The sequence below is a fragment of the Paenibacillus foliorum genome (assembly GCF_013141765.1).
GTDB classification, from domain to species: domain Bacteria; phylum Bacillota; class Bacilli; order Paenibacillales; family NBRC-103111; genus Paenibacillus_S; species Paenibacillus_S foliorum.
Genome location: NZ_WHOD01000128.1, coordinates 239,784 through 258,714, shown reverse-complemented (window position 1 = coordinate 258,714; position 18,931 = coordinate 239,784). Strand labels below are relative to the sequence as shown.

The 18,931-nt window shown below is 43.5% G+C and carries 16 protein-coding genes and 2 pseudogenes; 15 read left to right on the top strand and 3 right to left on the bottom strand.

Translation table 11 applies throughout. The features are described 5' to 3' along the window. Positions 1-138: 138 nt before the first annotated feature. Positions 139-816, top strand: a complete 678-nt coding sequence (locus GC093_RS33915) for an SIMPL domain-containing protein (RefSeq protein ID WP_246315805.1) — start codon at positions 139-141, stop codon at positions 814-816. 73 nt (positions 817-889) lie between these two features. Here the strand turns inward: GC093_RS33915 and GC093_RS33910 are convergent, their stop codons facing one another. Further along, positions 890-1,054, bottom strand: coding sequence for a hypothetical protein (locus GC093_RS33910; protein ID WP_171656374.1), 165 nt, complete (start codon positions 1,052-1,054; stop codon positions 890-892). Positions 1,055-1,394: 340 nt separating this feature from the next. Between GC093_RS33910 and GC093_RS33905 the strand changes: the two genes are divergently transcribed. The 6 genes from GC093_RS33905 to GC093_RS33880 all read left to right on the top strand — a co-directional run bounded on the left by GC093_RS33905 (position 1,395) and on the right by GC093_RS33880 (position 8,716). Beyond that, complete coding sequence (locus GC093_RS33905) at positions 1,395-2,000, top strand: pentapeptide repeat-containing protein (RefSeq protein WP_171656373.1); 606 nt, start codon at positions 1,395-1,397, stop codon at positions 1,998-2,000. Between the two features lie 184 nt (positions 2,001-2,184). After that, positions 2,185-4,458, top strand: coding sequence for an AraC family transcriptional regulator (locus GC093_RS33900; protein WP_171656372.1), 2,274 nt, complete (start codon positions 2,185-2,187; stop codon positions 4,456-4,458). A gap of 149 nt (positions 4,459-4,607) precedes the next feature. Then, positions 4,608-5,657: an ABC transporter ATP-binding protein gene (locus GC093_RS33895; RefSeq protein ID WP_171656371.1), complete on the top strand. Its 1,050-nt coding sequence runs from the start codon at positions 4,608-4,610 to the stop codon at positions 5,655-5,657. Then, on the top strand, positions 5,657-6,469 hold the full coding sequence (locus tag GC093_RS33890; RefSeq protein WP_171656370.1) for an ABC transporter permease: 813 nt from the start codon (positions 5,657-5,659) through the stop codon (positions 6,467-6,469). Before GC093_RS33895 ends, GC093_RS33890 begins: the two co-directional genes overlap by 1 nt. A 4-nt stretch (positions 6,470-6,473) precedes the next feature. After that, positions 6,474-7,295 (top strand): ABC transporter permease, encoded by an 822-nt coding sequence (locus tag GC093_RS33885; RefSeq protein ID WP_171656369.1) that lies wholly within the window; start codon positions 6,474-6,476, stop codon positions 7,293-7,295. A 113-nt stretch (positions 7,296-7,408) separates the two neighbouring features. Next, positions 7,409-8,716, top strand: a complete 1,308-nt coding sequence (locus GC093_RS33880) for a voltage-gated chloride channel family protein (RefSeq protein WP_171656368.1) — start codon at positions 7,409-7,411, stop codon at positions 8,714-8,716. Between the two features lie 135 nt (positions 8,717-8,851). On the opposite strand, the gene GC093_RS33875 is transcribed toward GC093_RS33880, so the two are convergent. Continuing rightward, positions 8,852-10,924, bottom strand: a complete 2,073-nt coding sequence (locus tag GC093_RS33875; protein WP_246315804.1) for a methyl-accepting chemotaxis protein — start codon at positions 10,922-10,924, stop codon at positions 8,852-8,854. A 245-nt stretch (positions 10,925-11,169) separates the two neighbouring features. On the opposite strand from GC093_RS33875, the gene GC093_RS33870 reads away from it, so the two are divergent. From GC093_RS33870 to GC093_RS33835, 8 genes and pseudogenes are all read left to right on the top strand, one after another. Continuing rightward, positions 11,170-12,084 (top strand): phosphate ABC transporter substrate-binding protein, encoded by a 915-nt coding sequence (locus GC093_RS33870; RefSeq protein ID WP_171656367.1) that lies wholly within the window; start codon positions 11,170-11,172, stop codon positions 12,082-12,084. Between the two features lie 246 nt (positions 12,085-12,330). Then, positions 12,331-13,260: a phosphate ABC transporter permease subunit PstC gene (gene pstC / locus GC093_RS33865; RefSeq protein WP_312886681.1), complete on the top strand. Its 930-nt coding sequence runs from the start codon at positions 12,331-12,333 to the stop codon at positions 13,258-13,260. Next, positions 13,257-14,114 (top strand): phosphate ABC transporter permease PstA, encoded by an 858-nt coding sequence (gene pstA / locus GC093_RS33860; protein ID WP_171656365.1) that lies wholly within the window; start codon positions 13,257-13,259, stop codon positions 14,112-14,114. Before pstC ends, pstA begins: the two co-directional genes overlap by 4 nt. Positions 14,115-14,116: 2 nt before the next feature. Continuing rightward, positions 14,117-14,878: a phosphate ABC transporter ATP-binding protein PstB gene (pstB, locus tag GC093_RS33855; RefSeq protein ID WP_171656364.1), complete on the top strand. Its 762-nt coding sequence runs from the start codon at positions 14,117-14,119 to the stop codon at positions 14,876-14,878. Positions 14,879-14,906: 28 nt separating this feature from the next. Further along, positions 14,907-15,566, top strand: a complete 660-nt coding sequence (phoU, locus tag GC093_RS33850) for a phosphate signaling complex protein PhoU (RefSeq protein ID WP_171656363.1) — start codon at positions 14,907-14,909, stop codon at positions 15,564-15,566. Positions 15,567-15,681: 115 nt separating this feature from the next. Further along, positions 15,682-15,843, top strand: a pseudogene (locus GC093_RS33845) (ArsR/SmtB family transcription factor); the annotation flags it as partial. A 7-nt stretch (positions 15,844-15,850) separates the two neighbouring features. Further along, a pseudogene (locus GC093_RS33840) lies at positions 15,851-16,159 on the top strand (arsenate reductase/protein-tyrosine-phosphatase family protein); the annotation flags it as partial. A gap of 98 nt (positions 16,160-16,257) precedes the next feature. Beyond that, the gene (locus tag GC093_RS33835) at positions 16,258-18,129 is read left to right on the top strand and encodes a GGDEF domain-containing protein (protein WP_171656362.1); all 1,872 of its coding nucleotides are present in this window, start codon (positions 16,258-16,260) and stop codon (positions 18,127-18,129) included. Here GC093_RS33835 and GC093_RS33830 read toward each other — a convergent pair. Further along, on the bottom strand, positions 18,105-18,863 hold the full coding sequence (locus GC093_RS33830) for an HAD family hydrolase (protein WP_171656361.1): 759 nt from the start codon (positions 18,861-18,863) through the stop codon (positions 18,105-18,107). The two genes, GC093_RS33835 and GC093_RS33830, sit on opposite strands and share 25 nt — an antisense overlap. Positions 18,864-18,931 lie beyond the last annotated feature (68 nt).

Sequence of the window (18,931 nt, the reverse complement as noted above, 5' to 3'; positions counted from 1 at the left end):
TAATACAATGGAAATATTTAAATTAATAAGCGAGTGGAGTGTGGGGTGGACTACAGAAATAATTTTGAAACAGTTATTAATAAAATAACCGCCAAATACATTATTCAGTAGATGACTATGAGAAAGGTGGTTGGTAGCATGTATAACAATCAATCATTGCCCCCATCTCCTATGATGAATACTCACTCACTGATAAATAATCGGCCTATAATAGTAGTCTCAGGTGAAGGAACGGTTTCTACAGTCCCAGACAGAGCGGTAGTAGAGCTGGGTGTAATAACAGAGAACATAAGTCTTGCTGTAGCCCAGAAGAAAAATGCTGAAGCCATAGCTAAAGTAGTTGATTCGCTTTTACAACTAGGCGTTCCAAAGGAGAATATTCAAACCTTTAATTATCGAATTGACACGGAATATAACTATGAAGACGGAAAACAAATCTTTCGGGGATATAAGGTGACGCATCTGCTTCAAGTTACGGTTAATAAAGTTGATCAAACGGGTATTATTATAGATACAGCAGTTAAGAACGGTGTCAATTCGGTTTCCAATATTCAGTTTACCGTAGCGCACCCTGAGGCTCATTACAATCAAGCTCTAGCATTAGCCGTTAAGAATGGAGAACGCAAGGCACTCACTATAGCGAGTACTTTAGGTGTGACCTTGAATAAATTTCCGGGAAAGATTGAGGAAATATCTCAAGCTGCAGTTCCAACACCTTATCAGACCAAAATGTTTGCTCAAGCTGAAGCTACTCCTATTCAACCGGGAGAATTGAAAATTACGGCTGCTGTGAGGTCTGAATATTATTATTTTTAATAACACCACTATAAAGGAACCAGATGTTCAAAAAAATCTGGGTCTTTTTTTTGGTTCAAAAGCGAAATAAGTGTTAGACGAAGTCATTCGATTTCGGCTCCGTACCGTGCTCAGCGCTTGACAAGACCTTACGAATGGAAATGGCAGCATACGGCATTATTCGAAGCCATTGCCTATCCCAAAAACCTGCATCTACACAGCCTTTTGGCCGTTTAATCAGCAGCCTTCGTGAATTCATGCAAATGTGCATCTTTTTTTCATTCTTAGCTGAAACCGGACTGGTTTGCTTGAAGATTGCTGTACTTTCGCAGTTCTTTCCTCAACAGCAAATTATCGGTTGAAAATAACTGCATGTTTGCAGGATATTGTACAGGCTTATGATCAGAGGAGGGTTAGGAACAATTACAAGAATTGATTCCAATGTGTCTTCTTTACAATTAATATTAAATCCCCAAGCGGCATAATTGAATCCATTGAAGTATTCCTTCTTGATTATTAATATTGAAAACTTTCTGAACGGTCTCTATTTGGTTCATCCGCGTGATATACTAGTCAAAAAAAGATTCGGGTGGTTAACCATGTATCAGTACATTGATCAAGATTATGAAGGAAAAGATTTCAGCCATGCAGACCAAAGAGACGGCGAGCTCATAAGGTGCACATTTACACGTTGCAGCTTTAAGCATACCAATCTGCAAGAGGTTAGCACGAGCAGCTGCCGGTTTATCGAATGTGATTTTAAAGGAGCCACACTTAATGCCTCCACTCATTCAGAAACTGCATTTCTGAATTGCAGCTTTTATGGTGCCAATCTGTTCGTAGCTGCTTTTACAGAGTGCAAAATGACGGGCTCGGATTTCACGACGGCGCAAATGGACGGGATCACGATTCGTGGCGGTGATTGGTCATATACGAATCTTCGGAATGTAAATTTGGCCAAGCAGAATTTGCGTGGAGTTCGTCTTTATGAGGCTGATCTGAATGGCTGCAGCTTAGAAAAAGCTGATTTAAGAGATGCTGATTTAACCAGAACGCTGCTTGGAAAGGTAAAGCTTCAGGGAGCCGACTTGAGAGGCGCGGTATTAGAGGGTGTTGATATGAAAGCGATGGATGTGAAGGGAGTCCGTATGGATGCGTTACAGGCCGTTACCTTCCTACGTTCATTTGGTGCTAAGATTGATTGATTTGTCTGCAAACGTAAGCAGGGCTTTTATAAAGCCTGCTTACGTTTTTTTCAATGTGCGTGAATCTCGGTATTGAAGTTAGTCGTCGCGGCAGCTTCTGCTTTCTGTTATAATAGGTATTAAGATTCATGTTTGCGCTTTCATGCTGAATTTTTAATACTGCTAGAGTAGGAGCTGTCACACCTTGCCTAAATACTTGTACCGCTTGCTTGTATTCACCTTGTTGCTGGTATTTATTCCTGTTGCTTCTATTGGCTCTGTTTCCTATTATATAGCATCTCAGGATATTGAATTGAAGGTTAACAAAGGAAATGAACAAATTCTGTTACAAAACCAAATGCGAATTGAGCAAGTATTGAAAAGTGTAGAATTGGCTGCTGTGCAATATTTGAACTCATCGATGGTGTTAGATTCCCTCTATAGTAATTTGACGAGTGATGATTTTGGTCCCATAACCGACTTGGCGAGAGGCTTGTACCATGTGCAGTCACTATCAGGAGTATCGGGAACTTATTTGATAAATTTAGAACAGGATTGGATGATCAGCAACAGCGGCTTTACTCCAGCCACAAGCTTTACCAACCAAGAAGCTCTGGATGAGTACAATAAGTATTCCAAGAACCTATTCTGGACCGCTTCAGATCCTGCCAAAGAGAAACCCGCTGCGAACGGGGATAAATTAGCTATGGATACGATTAGACTGGTCGTTAAGCTTCCCATAGTAACCGTCAACTCCAAGCCCAGAGCATTATTGATTATCAACATGTCATACAGTGTATTGGAAAGCTATTTAACCCAAAATACTCAATTAGGAAGCATTTATGTGTTGAATTCGGAGCAAGAGCCATTCCTAGCAAGCTACAGCTCGCCTCCCTTACAGCAAGATATTATTGATAACTTGAAACTTGCATCAACAAACAATGGTTTATTTAAAGGCGACGATTTAGCAGTAAATTACAAGGTTGCCCATTACAATAATTGGACTTATGTTTCTGTTGTATCCATAGATGAGATAACTAAGGAATCCAAGAAAATTGCCTTGATAACCATGAATGCTTGTTTGGTCATAATTATATTATTTGCGGCAGCAGCTTTCTACGGGAGCCGTAAGATGTATACACCTATCCGTAAGCTATTCGTTACAATGGAAAAGATGGAGGGGGAATCCGCAGACTTAAAGAAGAAGGATGAATTTGCTTACTTAGAAGATCGCTTCAATAGTTTATTCAGTACTCGCAAGGAACTGCAGCAGCTGCACAATGTTCAACTTCCTCAGATGAAGGAGTTCTTCCTTCTCAAGCTTTTTATGGGGCAAATTACAGAAAGCGAATTTACATTCAAAAGCGAAACCTATGGCTTTACGAAACGAAAGAAAGCTTTGGGAGTGCTAACCCTGCAAATCGATACGCTTCAGGAAACCCGATACTTGGAACGGGATAAGGAGCTGCTGCTGTTTGCTATCAATAATATAGTGGGTGAGTTGATTCCTGCTGAACGCATGCTGGGTACGCTGCTGCTGGACCAATCGCAGGTATCTCTGCTTACGAGTGACACGGTTGATCCGGAAGAGCTGAAGGTAATCTTCTATGAGACCTCCGAGTTAATCAAATCCAAGGTACACGAGCTGCTTCAGCTGAATATAAGCATTGGCATCAGCCGTCCTTTCTACAAATACACGGATGCTATGGACGCTTATACGGAAGCTTTGGAAGCATTGAAGCGAAGAATCAGCCTGGGCAATGATATCATTCTTCAATATGATGATATTGAATCGGTGAATGGTAACAAGGGCAGTGCCATTGCTTCTTTGAATCACATCGAGGAGTACTTTATTAATGCACTTAAAGTAGGGGATGATGTCTCGGCTATCGAGCATTATGATAAATATGTGGCTTCGATCATGGAACGGGGCGTCAAGTTCAATGATTATCAAATATTAATGCTCCAATTGATCACCCGTATATACCAGCTGGTTCAGCAGCAAGGGGGATCCTTGGACAGCTTGATTGGCACGAATTCTATCGTTAGCAAATTTATGAAGCTGAATACAGCACAGGGCATATCGGCTTGGTTCAAAAAAGAGCTGCTGCCGCCAACCCTTACGTTTGTGAAGCAGCGGGTTGAGTCGCAGTACCTGAATACAGCGCATCAAATGGTCCAATTGATTCATGAGCAATATGATCAAGACCTGTCGCTAGAATCATGTGCGGATCAGCTCAAATTTCATCCCGTCTATTTAAGCAGAGTATTTAAGAAAGAAATCGGGGTTACATTTATTGATTACTTAACGGATTACCGCGTTAATATGGCTAAGAAGCTGCTGGAAACAACCAATCTTAAAATTTCTGAAATTGCAGAACGCCTTAACTATAATAGCTCGACTGGTTTTATCCGGACATTCCGCAAGATTACGGGAGTAACTCCAGGTCAATACAGAGAAAGCCAAACGAAAATATAACTCTGCCGGTGTTCCTTTCCAAAGGAATGACCGGCTTTTTTACCTTTAGTTGATTCTTGTACTTTACAATAAAAATAATTTATTTCCACACATTGGTAATTTTCTGCTATAATAAGACGAATTTCGCACCAGTGAGGGGAATGTGAACTATGCCGTTGATTGAAGTGGATCAAGTAAGGAAGGTGTTCGAGACGACTGTAAGGAGGAAAGGTCGATTCGGAATGCTGAGTAGTTTAATAAATCCCGAAAAGCGGGAGGTTGTGGCCGTAGAAGGGATTAGCTTTTCCATTGAAAAAGGGGAGAGTGTCGCTTATCTGGGACCCAATGGAGCGGGGAAATCGACCACGATCAAGATGCTCACAGGTATACTGGAACCGAGCGGAGGAAGTATTCAGGTAGCGGGTATGCCACCACACAAAAATCGTAAGCAGAGCAGCTATCAAATCGGGGTCGTGTTCGGTCAGCGCAGTCAACTGTTGTTCGATTTACCGGTTAAAGACTCTTATGATCTGCTGAGGTATATGTACAGTATCCCATGGGAGAGGTACCATAGGAACTTAGGGGAGTTTACTGAAATTTTGGAAGTAGAGCATCTGCTGGAGCGTCCTGTGAGAACGCTGTCTTTAGGACAACGAATGCGATGTGAAATTTTGGCTGCGCTGCTGCATGATCCTGACATCTTATTTCTCGATGAGCCTACCATAGGGCTGGATGTAGTTGCAAAAGAGCGGATTAGAGCCTTTATTGAAAAGATCAATCGGGAAAAGGGAGTTACTCTACTTTTAACAACACATGACATGAACGACATAGAAAGACTTTGTCACAGGACCATGATTATTGATAAAGGGCAGCTTATTTATGACGGCAGTCTACAGTATATAAAAGATAATTTTGCAACGGAGCGGCAGATTAGGGCGGTATTCCATGAACCGTATTCGGCTGCTGCAGCGGCTAAGGTGTTTGCGAATAAACAAGGCGTCAGTGTTCATGTTGAGGAGTTAGTTCTACGAATTACATATGATCAGAATTTGACTGATACCGCCGAGCTATTGAAGCTGCTGCTGGACAAAGCGAACCCACGTGATTTGACCATGCAGGATGAGAATGTGGATGCGCTGATCAGCAGGATTTACCGCGAAGGATTAGATAGCGGTCAGAAGAAGCAGCGCCAATTGATCGCTCAGGGGGCTGTTAATTGATGATGCAGGCCGCACAGCGCTTGGTAGGTATGTCGCGGATTGCCGTTCGTCAACGGATGCAGTTCCGATTCGACTTTATTATGACTCTGGTTTCAACGCTGATGTTCAGTGTTCTATACTTCATGCTGTGGCAAGCTATTTATAAGTATTCAACGGATTCAGTGCTTCCTTGGCAGCAGCTTATCACCTATGTGATGATTGGGCAGGCGATTAACTTTGCCAGATGGTCACCAGCAGAACGGGCTCCCACTTATGAGGTTGCAAGGAGGGTGAAATCGGGAGATATAGCGCTCGATTTGATCCGTCCTGTGGATTTTCAAGTACAGCGATTTTTGGAAGCTGCGGGATTTTTCGTGGTAGAGATGCTGTGGGTGAACATACCGGCCATGCTGCTGCTAATATTTATTCTGGGCATATCCCCGCCAGCGGATCTGTATGCTGCGCTTGGTTTCATGGTCAGCTTGCTAATCGGCTTTTTGGTAGCCTTTAGCTTGAACTCCATTGTGATGATGATTTCATTCTTAACGACGAATACATTCGGGGTTCAGATAGCCAAGAGAGCTGTGGTTGATATTTTTGCCGGTACTTTGATCCCGTTTGAATTTTTTCCGGCTGCTATGAGGACTGTAATGGAATATTTACCGTTTCAAGCTATGGCTTATATTCCGCTTTCCATTTATACCGGGCGGCTGACAGGCTGGCATATGGTTGAATCCTTGTTCGAGCAGCTTGCATGGGCCATTGTGATGATAATCATCAGCAGGCTTCTTTGGATGAAAGCAGCCAAGCGCTTGACTATTAATGGGGGGTGATACTGTGTTAGCACCAAGACGGAATATGCTTCAACAGATGATATACTTGATTGGATTGTATGGGCATTATTTAAAAGTTTATGTAAAAACATTAATCGAATATCGTGCTGACACCCTGATAGCCATAGTTGCTGGAATCGTCGCACAAGGAAGTACCTTATTGTTTTTAACCGTTATATTTCAACGCATCCCTAAGCTGGCTGATTGGAGCTTCTATGAGATGGTTTTTATTTTCGGTCTTGCAGCGACAGCCAAGGCATTGAATCAGGCTTTGTTCAATGCTCCATTTTCATTGACCTGGGTAATCCGCAGCGGACAAATGGATGTGATGATGGTCCGTCCTGTAGGTGCACTATTTCAATCGATAGGCAATTCTCAGGAATTGAACGGAGTCGGGCAGTTGGTTACGGGAATAGCAATTATGGTCTACTCGGCATCCCGCTTGGAGATGGATTGGACCGTATGGTTGCTGGTATACGCCGTTATAGCGCTGTTCAGCAGCGCCGTAATTCAATTCGCCGTATTGCTGACCATTAGCGTATTGACCTTCTGGGTTCATGAAATTCGGTCGCTCATTTATCCCATCAACTGGCTGTTCGATTTTACGCGGTATCCGCTTGAAATTTTTCATCCGGTGCTGCGGGGATTATTAACTTACGTGATACCTTACGCGCTCGGCAGCTTTTTTCCAGCGGCTTACTTGCTGCGTTCACATCAATACGAGTGGGCGGCTTGGGGAGTACCCGCTACGGCGGCAGTAGTCATGGCGCTTGCTTATTGGCTGTGGTCTGTCGGACTGAGGCGCTATTCAAGCGTTGCTGGATAAGGAAGGGCAGCTTCTCGTAATAGAGAAGCTGTTTTTTGTTTGCAGCTCCTATTGCGGCTTTTTTCACATAGCGGTATCATTATTTGAAAGAAAGAGCGGGGAGCAAAGCTTAAATGAGGTTACGGATCAGGAAATGGATAGCTGTGTTGGCTGCAGATAGCAGGCTGCATATAAATATAGTGAAGTATATAGTGCAATGGACGCTTATCGGGAGTGTAGTCGGCCTGTTAGCCGGCTCTGCCTCGGCGTTATTTCTGTATAGCCTGGACGCGGCAACGGAAGCGAGAATGAATTTTCCCTGGCTGCTGTATTTTCTGCCTCTAGGCGGAGCCTTAGTAAGCTGGGTATATTGGAAATACGGAAAAAGCAGCTCCAAAGGAAATAATCTCATTCTGGAGCAAATGCATCAGGGGAGCGAGACCGTTCCGTTTCGTATGGCTCCGTTAGTATTGGGTGGAACGGTTCTGACCCATTTGTTCGGCGGATCGGCTGGGCGTGAAGGAACTGCGGTACAGATGGGAGCAAGCCTGTCCGAATGGCTTGGGAAGCTCATTCGCATCGGTCCGATAGACCGTAAAATCTTGCTCATGTGCGGAATCAGCGCCGGATTTGGCTCCGTGTTTGGCACGCCTCTAGCGGGTACGGTATTCGGCCTGGAGATACTAGCCATCGGCCTTGTCCGCTACGAGGCTCTGCTGCCATGCTTTATCGCAAGCTTGGTTGCAAACAGCGTGACAACGGCATGGGGAATCCAGCATGCGCATTATGCAATGGGGCCGGTTCCTGAGCTAAGTGCAGGGGTACTTCTAAAGGTGACGGCAGCTTCGATTGTATTCGGTTTGGTCAGTTTATGCTTTAGTGAATTGACCCATAAATTGAAGCAATGGTTTACAAATGCTATTCATAATCCGATCGTCAAAAGCTTTATCGGTGGCTGTATTATCATCATCTTGACGTATGCGCTTGGCACGAGAGACTATCTTGGCTTGGGACTGCCGCTACTTAAGGATTCCTTTGAAGAAACGGTAACGCCATTCGCTTTTTTATGGAAGCTGATTTTTACTGTTATTACCTTAGGGACTGGATTTCAGGGTGGTGAGGTCACCCCCCTGTTTGTGATCGGGGCAACATTAGGCCATGCAATAGGGCCAATACTAGGGCTGTATGGCCCGTTTCTCGCTGCTCTTGGACTAATTGCGGTCTTTTGCGGAGCGACGAATACACCGCTTGCCTGCTTTGTGCTAGGAATTGAACTGTTCGGATCAGAGGCAGCGATATATATGTTACTCGCCTGTATCATCAGCTACTTGTTCTCGGGACATACAGGAATTTATACCTCTCAAAGATTGGGTGTACCCAAAAACCGCAGCTTCGACTTTCCTGAGAACGTGACCCTGGGCTCATTGAAGAGGAAGAAATAAACCATCAATAGTGAAATAAGCTTAGTCAGTGCCGAAGTGCGGTCTGTCTAATAAGATTTCACATAAAAAAGCCTATTCCTCAGCGGATAGGCTTTCTTATGTATTCAGGACTGACCGGATTTATTTACATTTATTTTATCCTACTGTGACCAGCGTTTTTTCTTGGCTATCCTCTTTTTTAGCCACATCCTCAAGCTTCTTGTTCCCTGCCTCCTCAAGCGGTGCTTTTATTTCTTTAGAAGGGTGGGGCTGCGCTTTCGCTGGGACATCAGATTTCTGCTCCGAATGCTGGAGCATTGCCGAAGCGTTTGAAGTATCAAGCTGATGTGTATCAGCTTGACCGAACACTACGGTGTTTTCGTTTAAAACATCGCTTGCAGTTGTGCCCCCTATGTCAAACTCATTATCCTCGTCGGCACTATCCATCGTTGTTACCGACTCTGATTGATTATCATCTAAGTTGCCAATTTGAAATTTGTTAATCTCCTCAAACAGCTTCTGTGATAATACTAGGATATCGTCGGCTTGAGCGGCGATCTGGTGAATCGCTGAATCTTGCTGGGAGGATGCTGCGCTGACTTCTTCGACTCCAGCAGCTGTTTCTTGAGCAATAGCAGCGACGTATTGTACAGATTCAACAAGCTGTCCATTTTTTGATTTGGCTAATGCGATTTGCTCTTGAATTTGGTCAATTTGGACAGAAAGCTCGTCCATCGACCCGCGGATTTGACCGAAAGCTTCCACGCTTTCACCCATCTTGCTATTTTGCTGATTAAATGACATTCGTGCATCGCCAAAATAGGATTCCAAATCTTTGGTTTGGGCTAAAAGAGAGCTGATAATAGCCGAAATCATTTGGGATGATTCATTGGTTTGTGAAGATAGATGTCTTACTTCCTCAGCAATGACGGAGAAGCCTCGACCATGAACACCTGCGCGCGCTGCTTCAATGGCTGCATTAATGGCGAGCACGTTGGTTTGATGCGATATATCTTTTATTGTATTAACGATTTTATTAATTTGAGTTGTGCTGGATGAGAGGGCTTCCATAGCACGATACACTTTCTCAAGAATGGCCTCAGATGTTCCGGAGGCTTGCTTCAATGCTTCCATAGAAGTCGACCCTACTTGGGTATTGAAGGCAGCTTCACGACTGCGGTTTTGTACGATTTGAATAAATTCAGAAATGATTAATATCTCTTTCTCTAATTCAGCGATGATATAAGAACTTTGTTCGGATTGTGAGGCCTGCTGATCAGCCCCTCTTGAGATTTCTTTAATGGCCCGTATGATATCAGCATTAGCCGCGGCAGTTGAACCGGAGAAGCTCCGGAATGTGTTGGAATGCTCTGATAAGTAGGAAGCGATGCCTTGAGTGTTAGCCAACATGCTGCGTACTTGATCAATCATACGATCAAAGCTGCTGCTGAGTGCGCCTAATTCATCCTTGGAGCTGCTATTGATTTTAAATCGTAAATCACCAGCCGCAATTGACTGTACAGCCTGCTGCAATCTTTTAATAGGAGAAATAAAGGAGCGGATCAACAGCCATGCAATGGCAATTGAGAAAAAGACTACAAACACAGAAGCAATCAGCATAACCGTTACTGTACGATTCAATAGATTTTGTGTATTAGCTACTGCAACCTCAGCATCATTAGAGTATGCCACGTAAAATTGATCTACATTAATAAAGATTTCTCCCATTAGTTTTTGCGATTCGTTATATAAATACTCCATATTGATGTCTAAATCTTTGGGAGGCAGCTTATTTTCTTGTATTAACTTAGCTGCAACATCGAATGTATTAGTGTACTCACCGGTCAAAGAGATCAGCTTGCTGCGCCACTTGGCTTGTTCAGGCGTTGTTGCCGTTTCGCCAATTCGTTTGATCATCCCATCGTAAATCTTTCTTTTTTCATTATATTTAGGGATGTATTCTACTTTTTTGGAAATTTCCAAACCAGAGGCGATGATATTAAGCTCCTGAACCATTTCCTTCAGCTCTAAAGCCATCAGCTTGAGATCAACCTTTTCGTTTTGCTGGTTAAGATGTTCTTTAATAGTATTTACTTGTTGTAAGTTGTACAATGCCACAACCAGAAACAGGATCATCATTCCCGAAAAACCCAACAAAAGCTTCATCTTCAACGTCATGCTGAGCCTCGTAGACATCATTCTTAGTATTGTGTTCATTTTTTGTTTCAATAAAAGCCCCTCCATCCTTCTCATAAATTTAGATGAGACAAGAATCTACTTTTTTCTCTCTATATTTCTTTCATTATATGGAGGTTTTATTAAACCTGAGTCTCTTTTTTGTAAAAGAAGAGTTAAAATTCGACAGTGTAAAAGTTTTACATTCCGTTAACGTTTTGCGGGTTCATACTTTACAATCGCTTGATAAGATAACCAAGTAAACAAAAAACAGATGGATAAAGGGAGGACATACAGAGATGTTGAAGCAGTTTTCGAAAAAAGGGTTCGGGTTTGTTCTTATGGCGATTTTAATGATGGGGGTCCTTGCAGCATGCGGTACCACAGCTGCACCTGATACGAAAACACCGGCAGCAGCACCAGCACCAGCAGCAACACCTGACAAGAAAGCTGAGCCAGCCAAAGAAATAAGCGGCACAGTAACAGCTTCTGGTTCCAGCGCATTGCTTCCATTAGTTAAACAAGCGGCAACAGAGTTTATGGAGAAGAATCCTAAAGTAACCGTGAATGTAACTGCAGGCGGTTCAGGAACAGGCTTGAAAAACGTAGCTGACGGTACTTCCGATATTGGTAACTCCGACATTGAAGCGGGCGCTGAATATAAAGACAAAGGCTTGGTTGACCATGTAGCAGCTATTGCTCCTTTCGCACTGATTGTTAATAAAGATGTAAATATCGATAACATTACTAAAGCACAAGCTACTGATATTTTCATGGGTAAAATCACGAACTGGAAAGAGGTTGGCGGCAATGACGAGAAAATTGTTGTTGTTCACCGTCCTGATAGCTCAGGCTCCAAAGCTCTTGTAAAACAAATCGTTCTTGACGGCAAAGAATTTACTAAAGACGGAGTTACTCAAGAGTCCAGCGGTGCTGTTGCAACTACAGTTGGTACTACTAAAGGCTCTATCGGTTATGTAGACACACCTTACCTGAATGATACAATTAAAGCTTTGAAATTCGAAGGCGTTGCTTTCAGCAAAGATACGATTAAAGACGGTAAATATCCATTGTTCGGTATCGAGCATATGTATACAAAAGGCGAGGCAAAAGATGCGGTTAAAGCATTCCTTGATTATGTAACAAGTGCTGATTTCCAAGGCAAACGCGTAGAAGAGCTTAAATTCTTACCTGCTAACCTATTGAAAAAATAATAGAAGCATTGCCATAGAAGGCATGGTTATTTATAACCATGCCTTTTTTGCGTGCAGCCTGGTGTCAAAAATGGAACTTGCCATATTTCGATTAAATTTTACATTCCCTTAACAATTCATTTGTATGGTGTTTACAATCGTCAACTATGATGAATAAAGCAAGTAAATGAACGTCGATTCATAACGCAGCGAACCGGTTGCAATTAAGTCGTGAGTTCAGCTGATTAAAATAAGGGGGCAATGGCAGTGAATTCTTTTGTTGATAAACTCACTGAAAGAGAAAAGGTTAATAAAAAAGTAAGCCTATGGACCAAAAGACAAAACCGTACAGATCAAATAATGAAGTGGATTTTTGTCACCAGCGCCATTGTGGTATCGGCAATTATTTTCTCCATCATATCTTTTGTAGGGATTCAAGGAGTCAAAACGTTCAATGATGTTTCACCATGGACCTTCTTCTTCTCTACGGAATGGACACCTACTAAAGGAGAATTCGGTATCTTTGCGTTCCTATACAGCACTTTGCTGCTGACGCTGCTTTCTATTGTTCTTTCAGTACCTATCGCATTGTCAGGAGCTGTGTTCATGGCAAAAATAGCTCCTAATTGGGTGCGCGAGATCATGAGGCCAGCTACCGATTTGTTCGTGGGCATTCCATCCGTTGTATATGGCTTAATAGGGATGACGGTCATAGTACCTGCTTTAGCTGAGATGACTGGAACTATCGGTTATGGTATTTTGCCGGCTGCGATCATTTTGGCCATCATGATTTTGCCAACGATATTATCGATCTCAGAGGATGCGATTCGTGCATTGCCAGGCCGCTTAGAGGAGGCCTCACTGGCCTTAGGGGCTACACGCTGGCAAACGATCTGGAGAGTGCTTGTTCCAGCTGCTAGGCCCGGGATAATTACTGGCATCATCCTGGGGATGGGAAGAGCAATCGGTGAAACCATGGCGGTATTTATGGTTATCGGAAACTCTCCGCAAATGCCTGGATCATTGCTTGAATCAACCACAGTGCTGACAACGGCTATTGTTAAGGACATGGGAAATACAAACTACGGCACGGCCTGGAATAATTCCCTGTACATGATGGCGTTGGTGCTTCTGCTGATTTCATTGACTATGATTCTCGCGATTCGAATTGTTTCCAAGAGGAGTGAAGTGAAGTGACAAGTAAAAGTACGGATCGCATTGCTACCCTTTATTTCTGGGCAGTCGGCGTCGTTATTATATTGCTGCTAGCGTGGTTCTTGATTCGAATTTTGGGTGATGGACTACCCCAGCTTTCCTGGAACTTCATTACCGGTAAGCCGCAGGAAATTGTGGCTGGAGGCGGTGTTGGGCCGATGCTGTTCAACTCATTCTACATTCTATTTCTATCCTTGCTGTTCTCGCTTCCAATCGGAATCGGGTCAGGTATTTACTTGACTATTTATGCTAAACAAAATAGATTTACGGATTTCATTCGAATTTCTGTAGAAGCTTTATCCTCAGTCCCATCCATCGTTTTCGGCTTGTTCGGGTTTCTGTTGTTCGTAAATCTGATGGGGTTGAAATTTTCGATCATTGGCGGGGCTGCTACTTTATCCTTGCTGAATCTGCCTGTATTGGTCAGAGTTACTGAGGAATCGCTGCGCTCAGTACCGGATTCATATTGGGAAGCCTCACTTGCGCTTGGTTCAACCCGCTGGCAGGCGATACGAAAGGTTCTATTGCCAGCTGCATTGCCTACATTAATTACCGGTATTACACTCGTTGCAGGACGAGCTTTAGGGGAATCCGCTATTTTGATCTATACAGCCGGTTTATCGGTTTCGAGGTATTTTCCGGATTGGAACCCTCTCGCTATGGGAGAAACGCTAGCTACTCATCTGTGGTACGTGCAGTCTGAAGCCATTGTTCCAGATGCCAAAAAAATTGCTCAAGGTAGCGCCGCGCTTCTCTTGATTGTTGTTCTAATCTTTAACCTATTAATTGGTATTCCTAGCCGAATGCTGCAAAAAAGACTCAACGGGGGGAAATAATCATGATCGAAAAACATAAGATTAAAGTAGAGAAGCTTAATTTATTTTACGGTGACAATCAAGCGCTAATTAATATTGGGTTGGAGATCAAGAATCATTCAATCGTTGCGTTGATCGGTCCTTCTGGTTGTGGTAAATCGACCTTTCTAAGAACGTTGAACCGTATGAATGATCTTATTGATATTGTTAAGATAGACGGCAAAATTTATGTGGATGGTCAAAATATTTATGATCAAGAGACCGACGTCGTTTCGCTTCGCAAAAAAGTCGGCATGGTATTTCAACGTCCCAACCCGTTTCCTATGAGTATTTATGACAATATTGCTTACGGGCCTCGTATTCATGGAATTAAGAAAAAAGCAATGCTGGATGAGATTGTGGAAAAAAGCTTGCGGCAAGCTGCGTTATGGGACGAGGTTAAGGATCGTTTGAACAAATCCGCTTTGGGATTATCCGGCGGTCAGCAGCAGCGGCTATGCATCGCTCGTCTGCTGGCGGTTGAGCCTGATGTTCTATTGATGGATGAGCCTACTTCGGCATTGGACCCGATCTCCACTTTGAAGGTCGAAGAGCTGACACAAACGTTAAAAGAAAAATATACGATTATTATCGTTACGCACAATATGCAGCAAGCAGCTAGAATTTCCGATTATACTTCCTTCTTCTTAAATGGAGAATTAATTGAATCCGACCAAACAGATAAGATTTTCACCGCACCTACGGATCAAAGAACGGAAGATTACATTACGGGACGTTTCGGATAATAAACAGAACAAGAGAAAGGGTGTAGATATGGATACTAGAATTATTTTTCATCAATCCGTTGATGAACTGAAGAAAGCGCTGCTGCGCATGGGGGGCCTTGTAGAGGAATCAATCTCAAAGGCTGTCGAGTCTTTGTCTACATTAGACGAAGGGCTAGCTAGAGACATCGTAGCCAAAGATGATATTATCGATGAGATGATGCTAGGTGTTGAGGAGAGCTGCTTGCGTTTAATTGCATTGCAGCAGCCGATGGCAAGCGATTTAAGATTAATTGGTACGGCATTAAAGATTGCGACCGACCTTGAACGGATTGGGGATCATGCCGTAGATATTGGGAAAATAACGATTCGCCTGTCAGGAGAAGAACTGATCAAGCCACTTGAGGATATACCGAGAATGGCGCTGCTAGTCAAAAACATGCTGCATGAAAGCTTGTTGGCTTTTACGGAAGGCGATATTCACCGTGCAGCAGCTTTAGCAGAAAAGGATGACGAGGTAGATAAGCTGTATAGTATTCTTATGACTGAAATTATCGGCTTAATGAGCCAAGATCTTATCCGTAACAGACAGCTGTCTCACCTGATGTTTGTCGCGCATTATCTGGAACGGGTGGCGGATCACGCAACTAATATTGGTGAAGGCGTTATCTACATGGTTACGGGTAAGCGCAAGGATTTGAATATTTAATATGACAAGGGAGCCGAGAAATCGGCTTCTTTATTCATGTAACTCGATAACAAAATCGCAGCTTTATTATATAAGTAAGTAGTTATATAATCATATACATAAATACGGAGTGTTAGAGAAGGAGCTATGTGTATGCGAAATTGTTGAAGTTTTACAGACCAGCCAACCTAATATTAGCCAACATATGCGGAAGCTTAAGGATGGAGGACTTGTCAAAGAAAGCAAAAGGGGACAATGGGTTTATTACTCCCTGACCGTTCAAGATAGACCTTATTTGGATGGGCCATGGACTCAATCCACGCGCTGTTATCGTAATGAAGGAAGTAGGCGTCGATATTAGCAATCATAGCTGAGATGTGATCGATCCAGAGATTTTAAACCGTGCGGATTATGTTATTACTTTGTGTGGTCATGCGGACGAGCACTGTCCAGTTATTTCGAACCCAAATGTGGTGAAATGGCACTGGGGGTTTGACGACCCGGCTAAAGCTACCGGTACAGAGGATGAAATAATGACACAATTCCGAAGCGTTCGCGATGCAATTTTAGATGCAATTTTGATACAAGTTAGATGCAATTATAAGGATGCATAAGGTGTTTTTTGGGTCGCATGCTTCATTTACACAAACTTTACAATGCGCAATAGGGACATTTAACACTGGAATGAATTTCCTGTGCTATAGTTAAAACTATGAAGCATTTTACTGAAGTAGGGATGAACATGACGACGGACAAACAGACGAAATCGATGATAAGTATGGGGGAAGACAGTTCTTTTTTCAGGGAGCAATTTCAACAAATTCTTCAGCATAGACTGATCCACTCCGTTTATCAACCAATTGTTTCCCTGAAAGACGGTGTTATTGCAGGCTATGAAGCGTTGACTCGCGGACCGGAGAATAGTCCTTTTCAATCGCCTGTAAGGCTGTTCGAGTATGCAGAGAGAGAAGGATTGTTATATTCTTTGGATCGGTTAGCACGGGAAACGGCAATTCGTGGGTCATTTTTCTCTAAGGGTCGTGAGCTGCTGTTTATCAACATCCCTGCCGCTATTTTACAGGATCCGCAGTTTGCTTCGGGCAAAACCATGGAGCTGCTGCAGGCTCGCGGGCTTACCCCGGGCAATGTTGTGTTTGAAATTACGGAGCGCAGCTCGATTGAGGATTTCTCCATGGCCAAGCAGGTGCTGGAGCACTACCGCCGTCAAGGGTACCGCATTGCAATCGATGATGCTGGAGCGGGCTATTCTTCCTTGCAAGCGATTGCGGAGCTTCAACCTGATTTCATTAAAGTGGACCGTTCTTTAGTCCAAGACATTCACCTGCATAAAACGAAGGAATATATTATGGAGACCTTCGTGACCTTTGCCAAAAAGCTTCATATTGAAGTAATAGCTGAAGGAATCGAGTGCATCGAAGAGCTGCTTCATTTAACCCGTATGGGGGTCCATTATGGGCAAGGTTTTTTGTTAGGAAGGCCGGGATTGGAGAAGTCATCGGTAGATATCGGAATGGTTAAACAAATTGTACAGCATCGGAAAATTCATGATTCAGTTGGCAGCACATGGGCTATCGGAGATCTAACTGCACCCATTCAGAAGTTCGACTCCAAGACTGTTATTTCTGAAGTGGCCAATTATTTCAAGAAAAACAGTAATGCTGTTGGGGCTGTAGTTGTATCCGATGAGATTCCTGTTGGTTTAATTATGAGGGAACGGTTATTTCAGCAATTGGCTGGCCAGTATGGTTTCTCTTTATTCTGGAACCGAACCATCGATCAGGCTATGGATGCGTACCCTTTAATTGTAGATAAGCAAACGCCTGTTGAAACCGTATCTCAGTTGGCAACCTCGCGTAATACGAATTTATATGATCTGGTTATTATTACAAGTGAAGGCAGGATGGCGGGTGCTGCTTCGATTCGATCGATTCTTGAATGTATTACTAATGCCCGCATGGAAACAGCCAAGGTGGCGAGCCCGCTGACCGGACTGCCTGGTAACATTCAGATTCACCGAGAACTAAATAAGCGTCTTTTGGAAAAAAGAAGATTCTCCGTAATATATGCGGATCTGGATTATTTCAAATGGTTCAATGATCGCTACGGCTTTCAAAAAGGCGACATACTGATCCAATTTACAGCAGATGTAATCCAGCAATCCATAGTTGTTTGCGGAATACCCTTCGATTTCGTTGGTCATATCGGGGGAGATGATTTTATTGCGCTTACCTCCACGGACATACCTGAGAAGCTGTGTGTAGAACTAATCCGCCGCTTTGACCAAGGGGTAAGGATGTTTTATGAAGGTGATGATTGGTCTTATGTTGAGGATCGCAGCGGCAATCGTATTGAAACCAGCGGTGTCACGATCTCTTTATCTCTTATCATTTGCGAGAATGAAGCAACGGTTACCTTGGAAGAAATATCGCAGGCGGCTGCAAAGCTCAAGAAGCAATCCAAATCACAGTTGGGCAGCGTATTTGTAAGTGAACGAATAGGATTGCCCACAAATTCGGAAGATCAGATTAATGAGGTCGTCTACGAAAATAACTCTAAAAGCTGATCGATCTGCTGAATACAGAATACATTCCGTTTCCCAAGCTTTTGCTGGGAAATTTTTTTTGTTGTTACATCGGTATGCCGCTGGATCCATATAGCATCCATACCCGATTTAACGGCACCACAAACATCGTGCTTCCACGAGTTGCCAACCATAACCGCTTGCCGTGGTGAGAGGTCTAAAGTACGTACTGCTGTTTTGAAAAGAGGGGTTCCAGGCTTTTTGTCAATGTGCTTTACTGCTGTAAAGATGTGTTCGTTTGGAAAAAACGGATGGAGCCCAAACCTGTCCAGCAGATAAAGGACCTCACTGTGCGGACTGTTGCTGATAATCGCCAGCTTGAAGTGGGGAGAAAGTGTGCGCAGCGTATCAACCACACCGGGAGCAAGCGATTTGGCGGCTAGTCGGTGGTTGCGGACCATGCGGAAAAAGTCGACGGGAAAGTGCTGATGTACCGGGATATCGAGTTCTTGAAGCGCGTCCATTAAGCATTTTTGCTGCAATTCATCGAGCTGCAGCTTAACGCCTCTGAGCTTTTTCTGCCGCTGCCAGTTGGCTTGATAGGCCTCCCATAGCCCAGCTGACCTTGGAGACTCAGGGTCTCGCGACCAGCGGGCTGAATATTCATCCCATACAGTAAGGAACGCCTGCTCAAAATGAACACCCTGGTGAATGAGGGTTTGATTAACGTCAAAACAAATGGCTTTCTTGTCGTGCGTACGGTGCTGAATACTCATGGTCGACTTCCTCCGTTCGTGCTTAACGTTTTACCTGATAATTATGTTTATGCGGAAGCTGGAGGCGT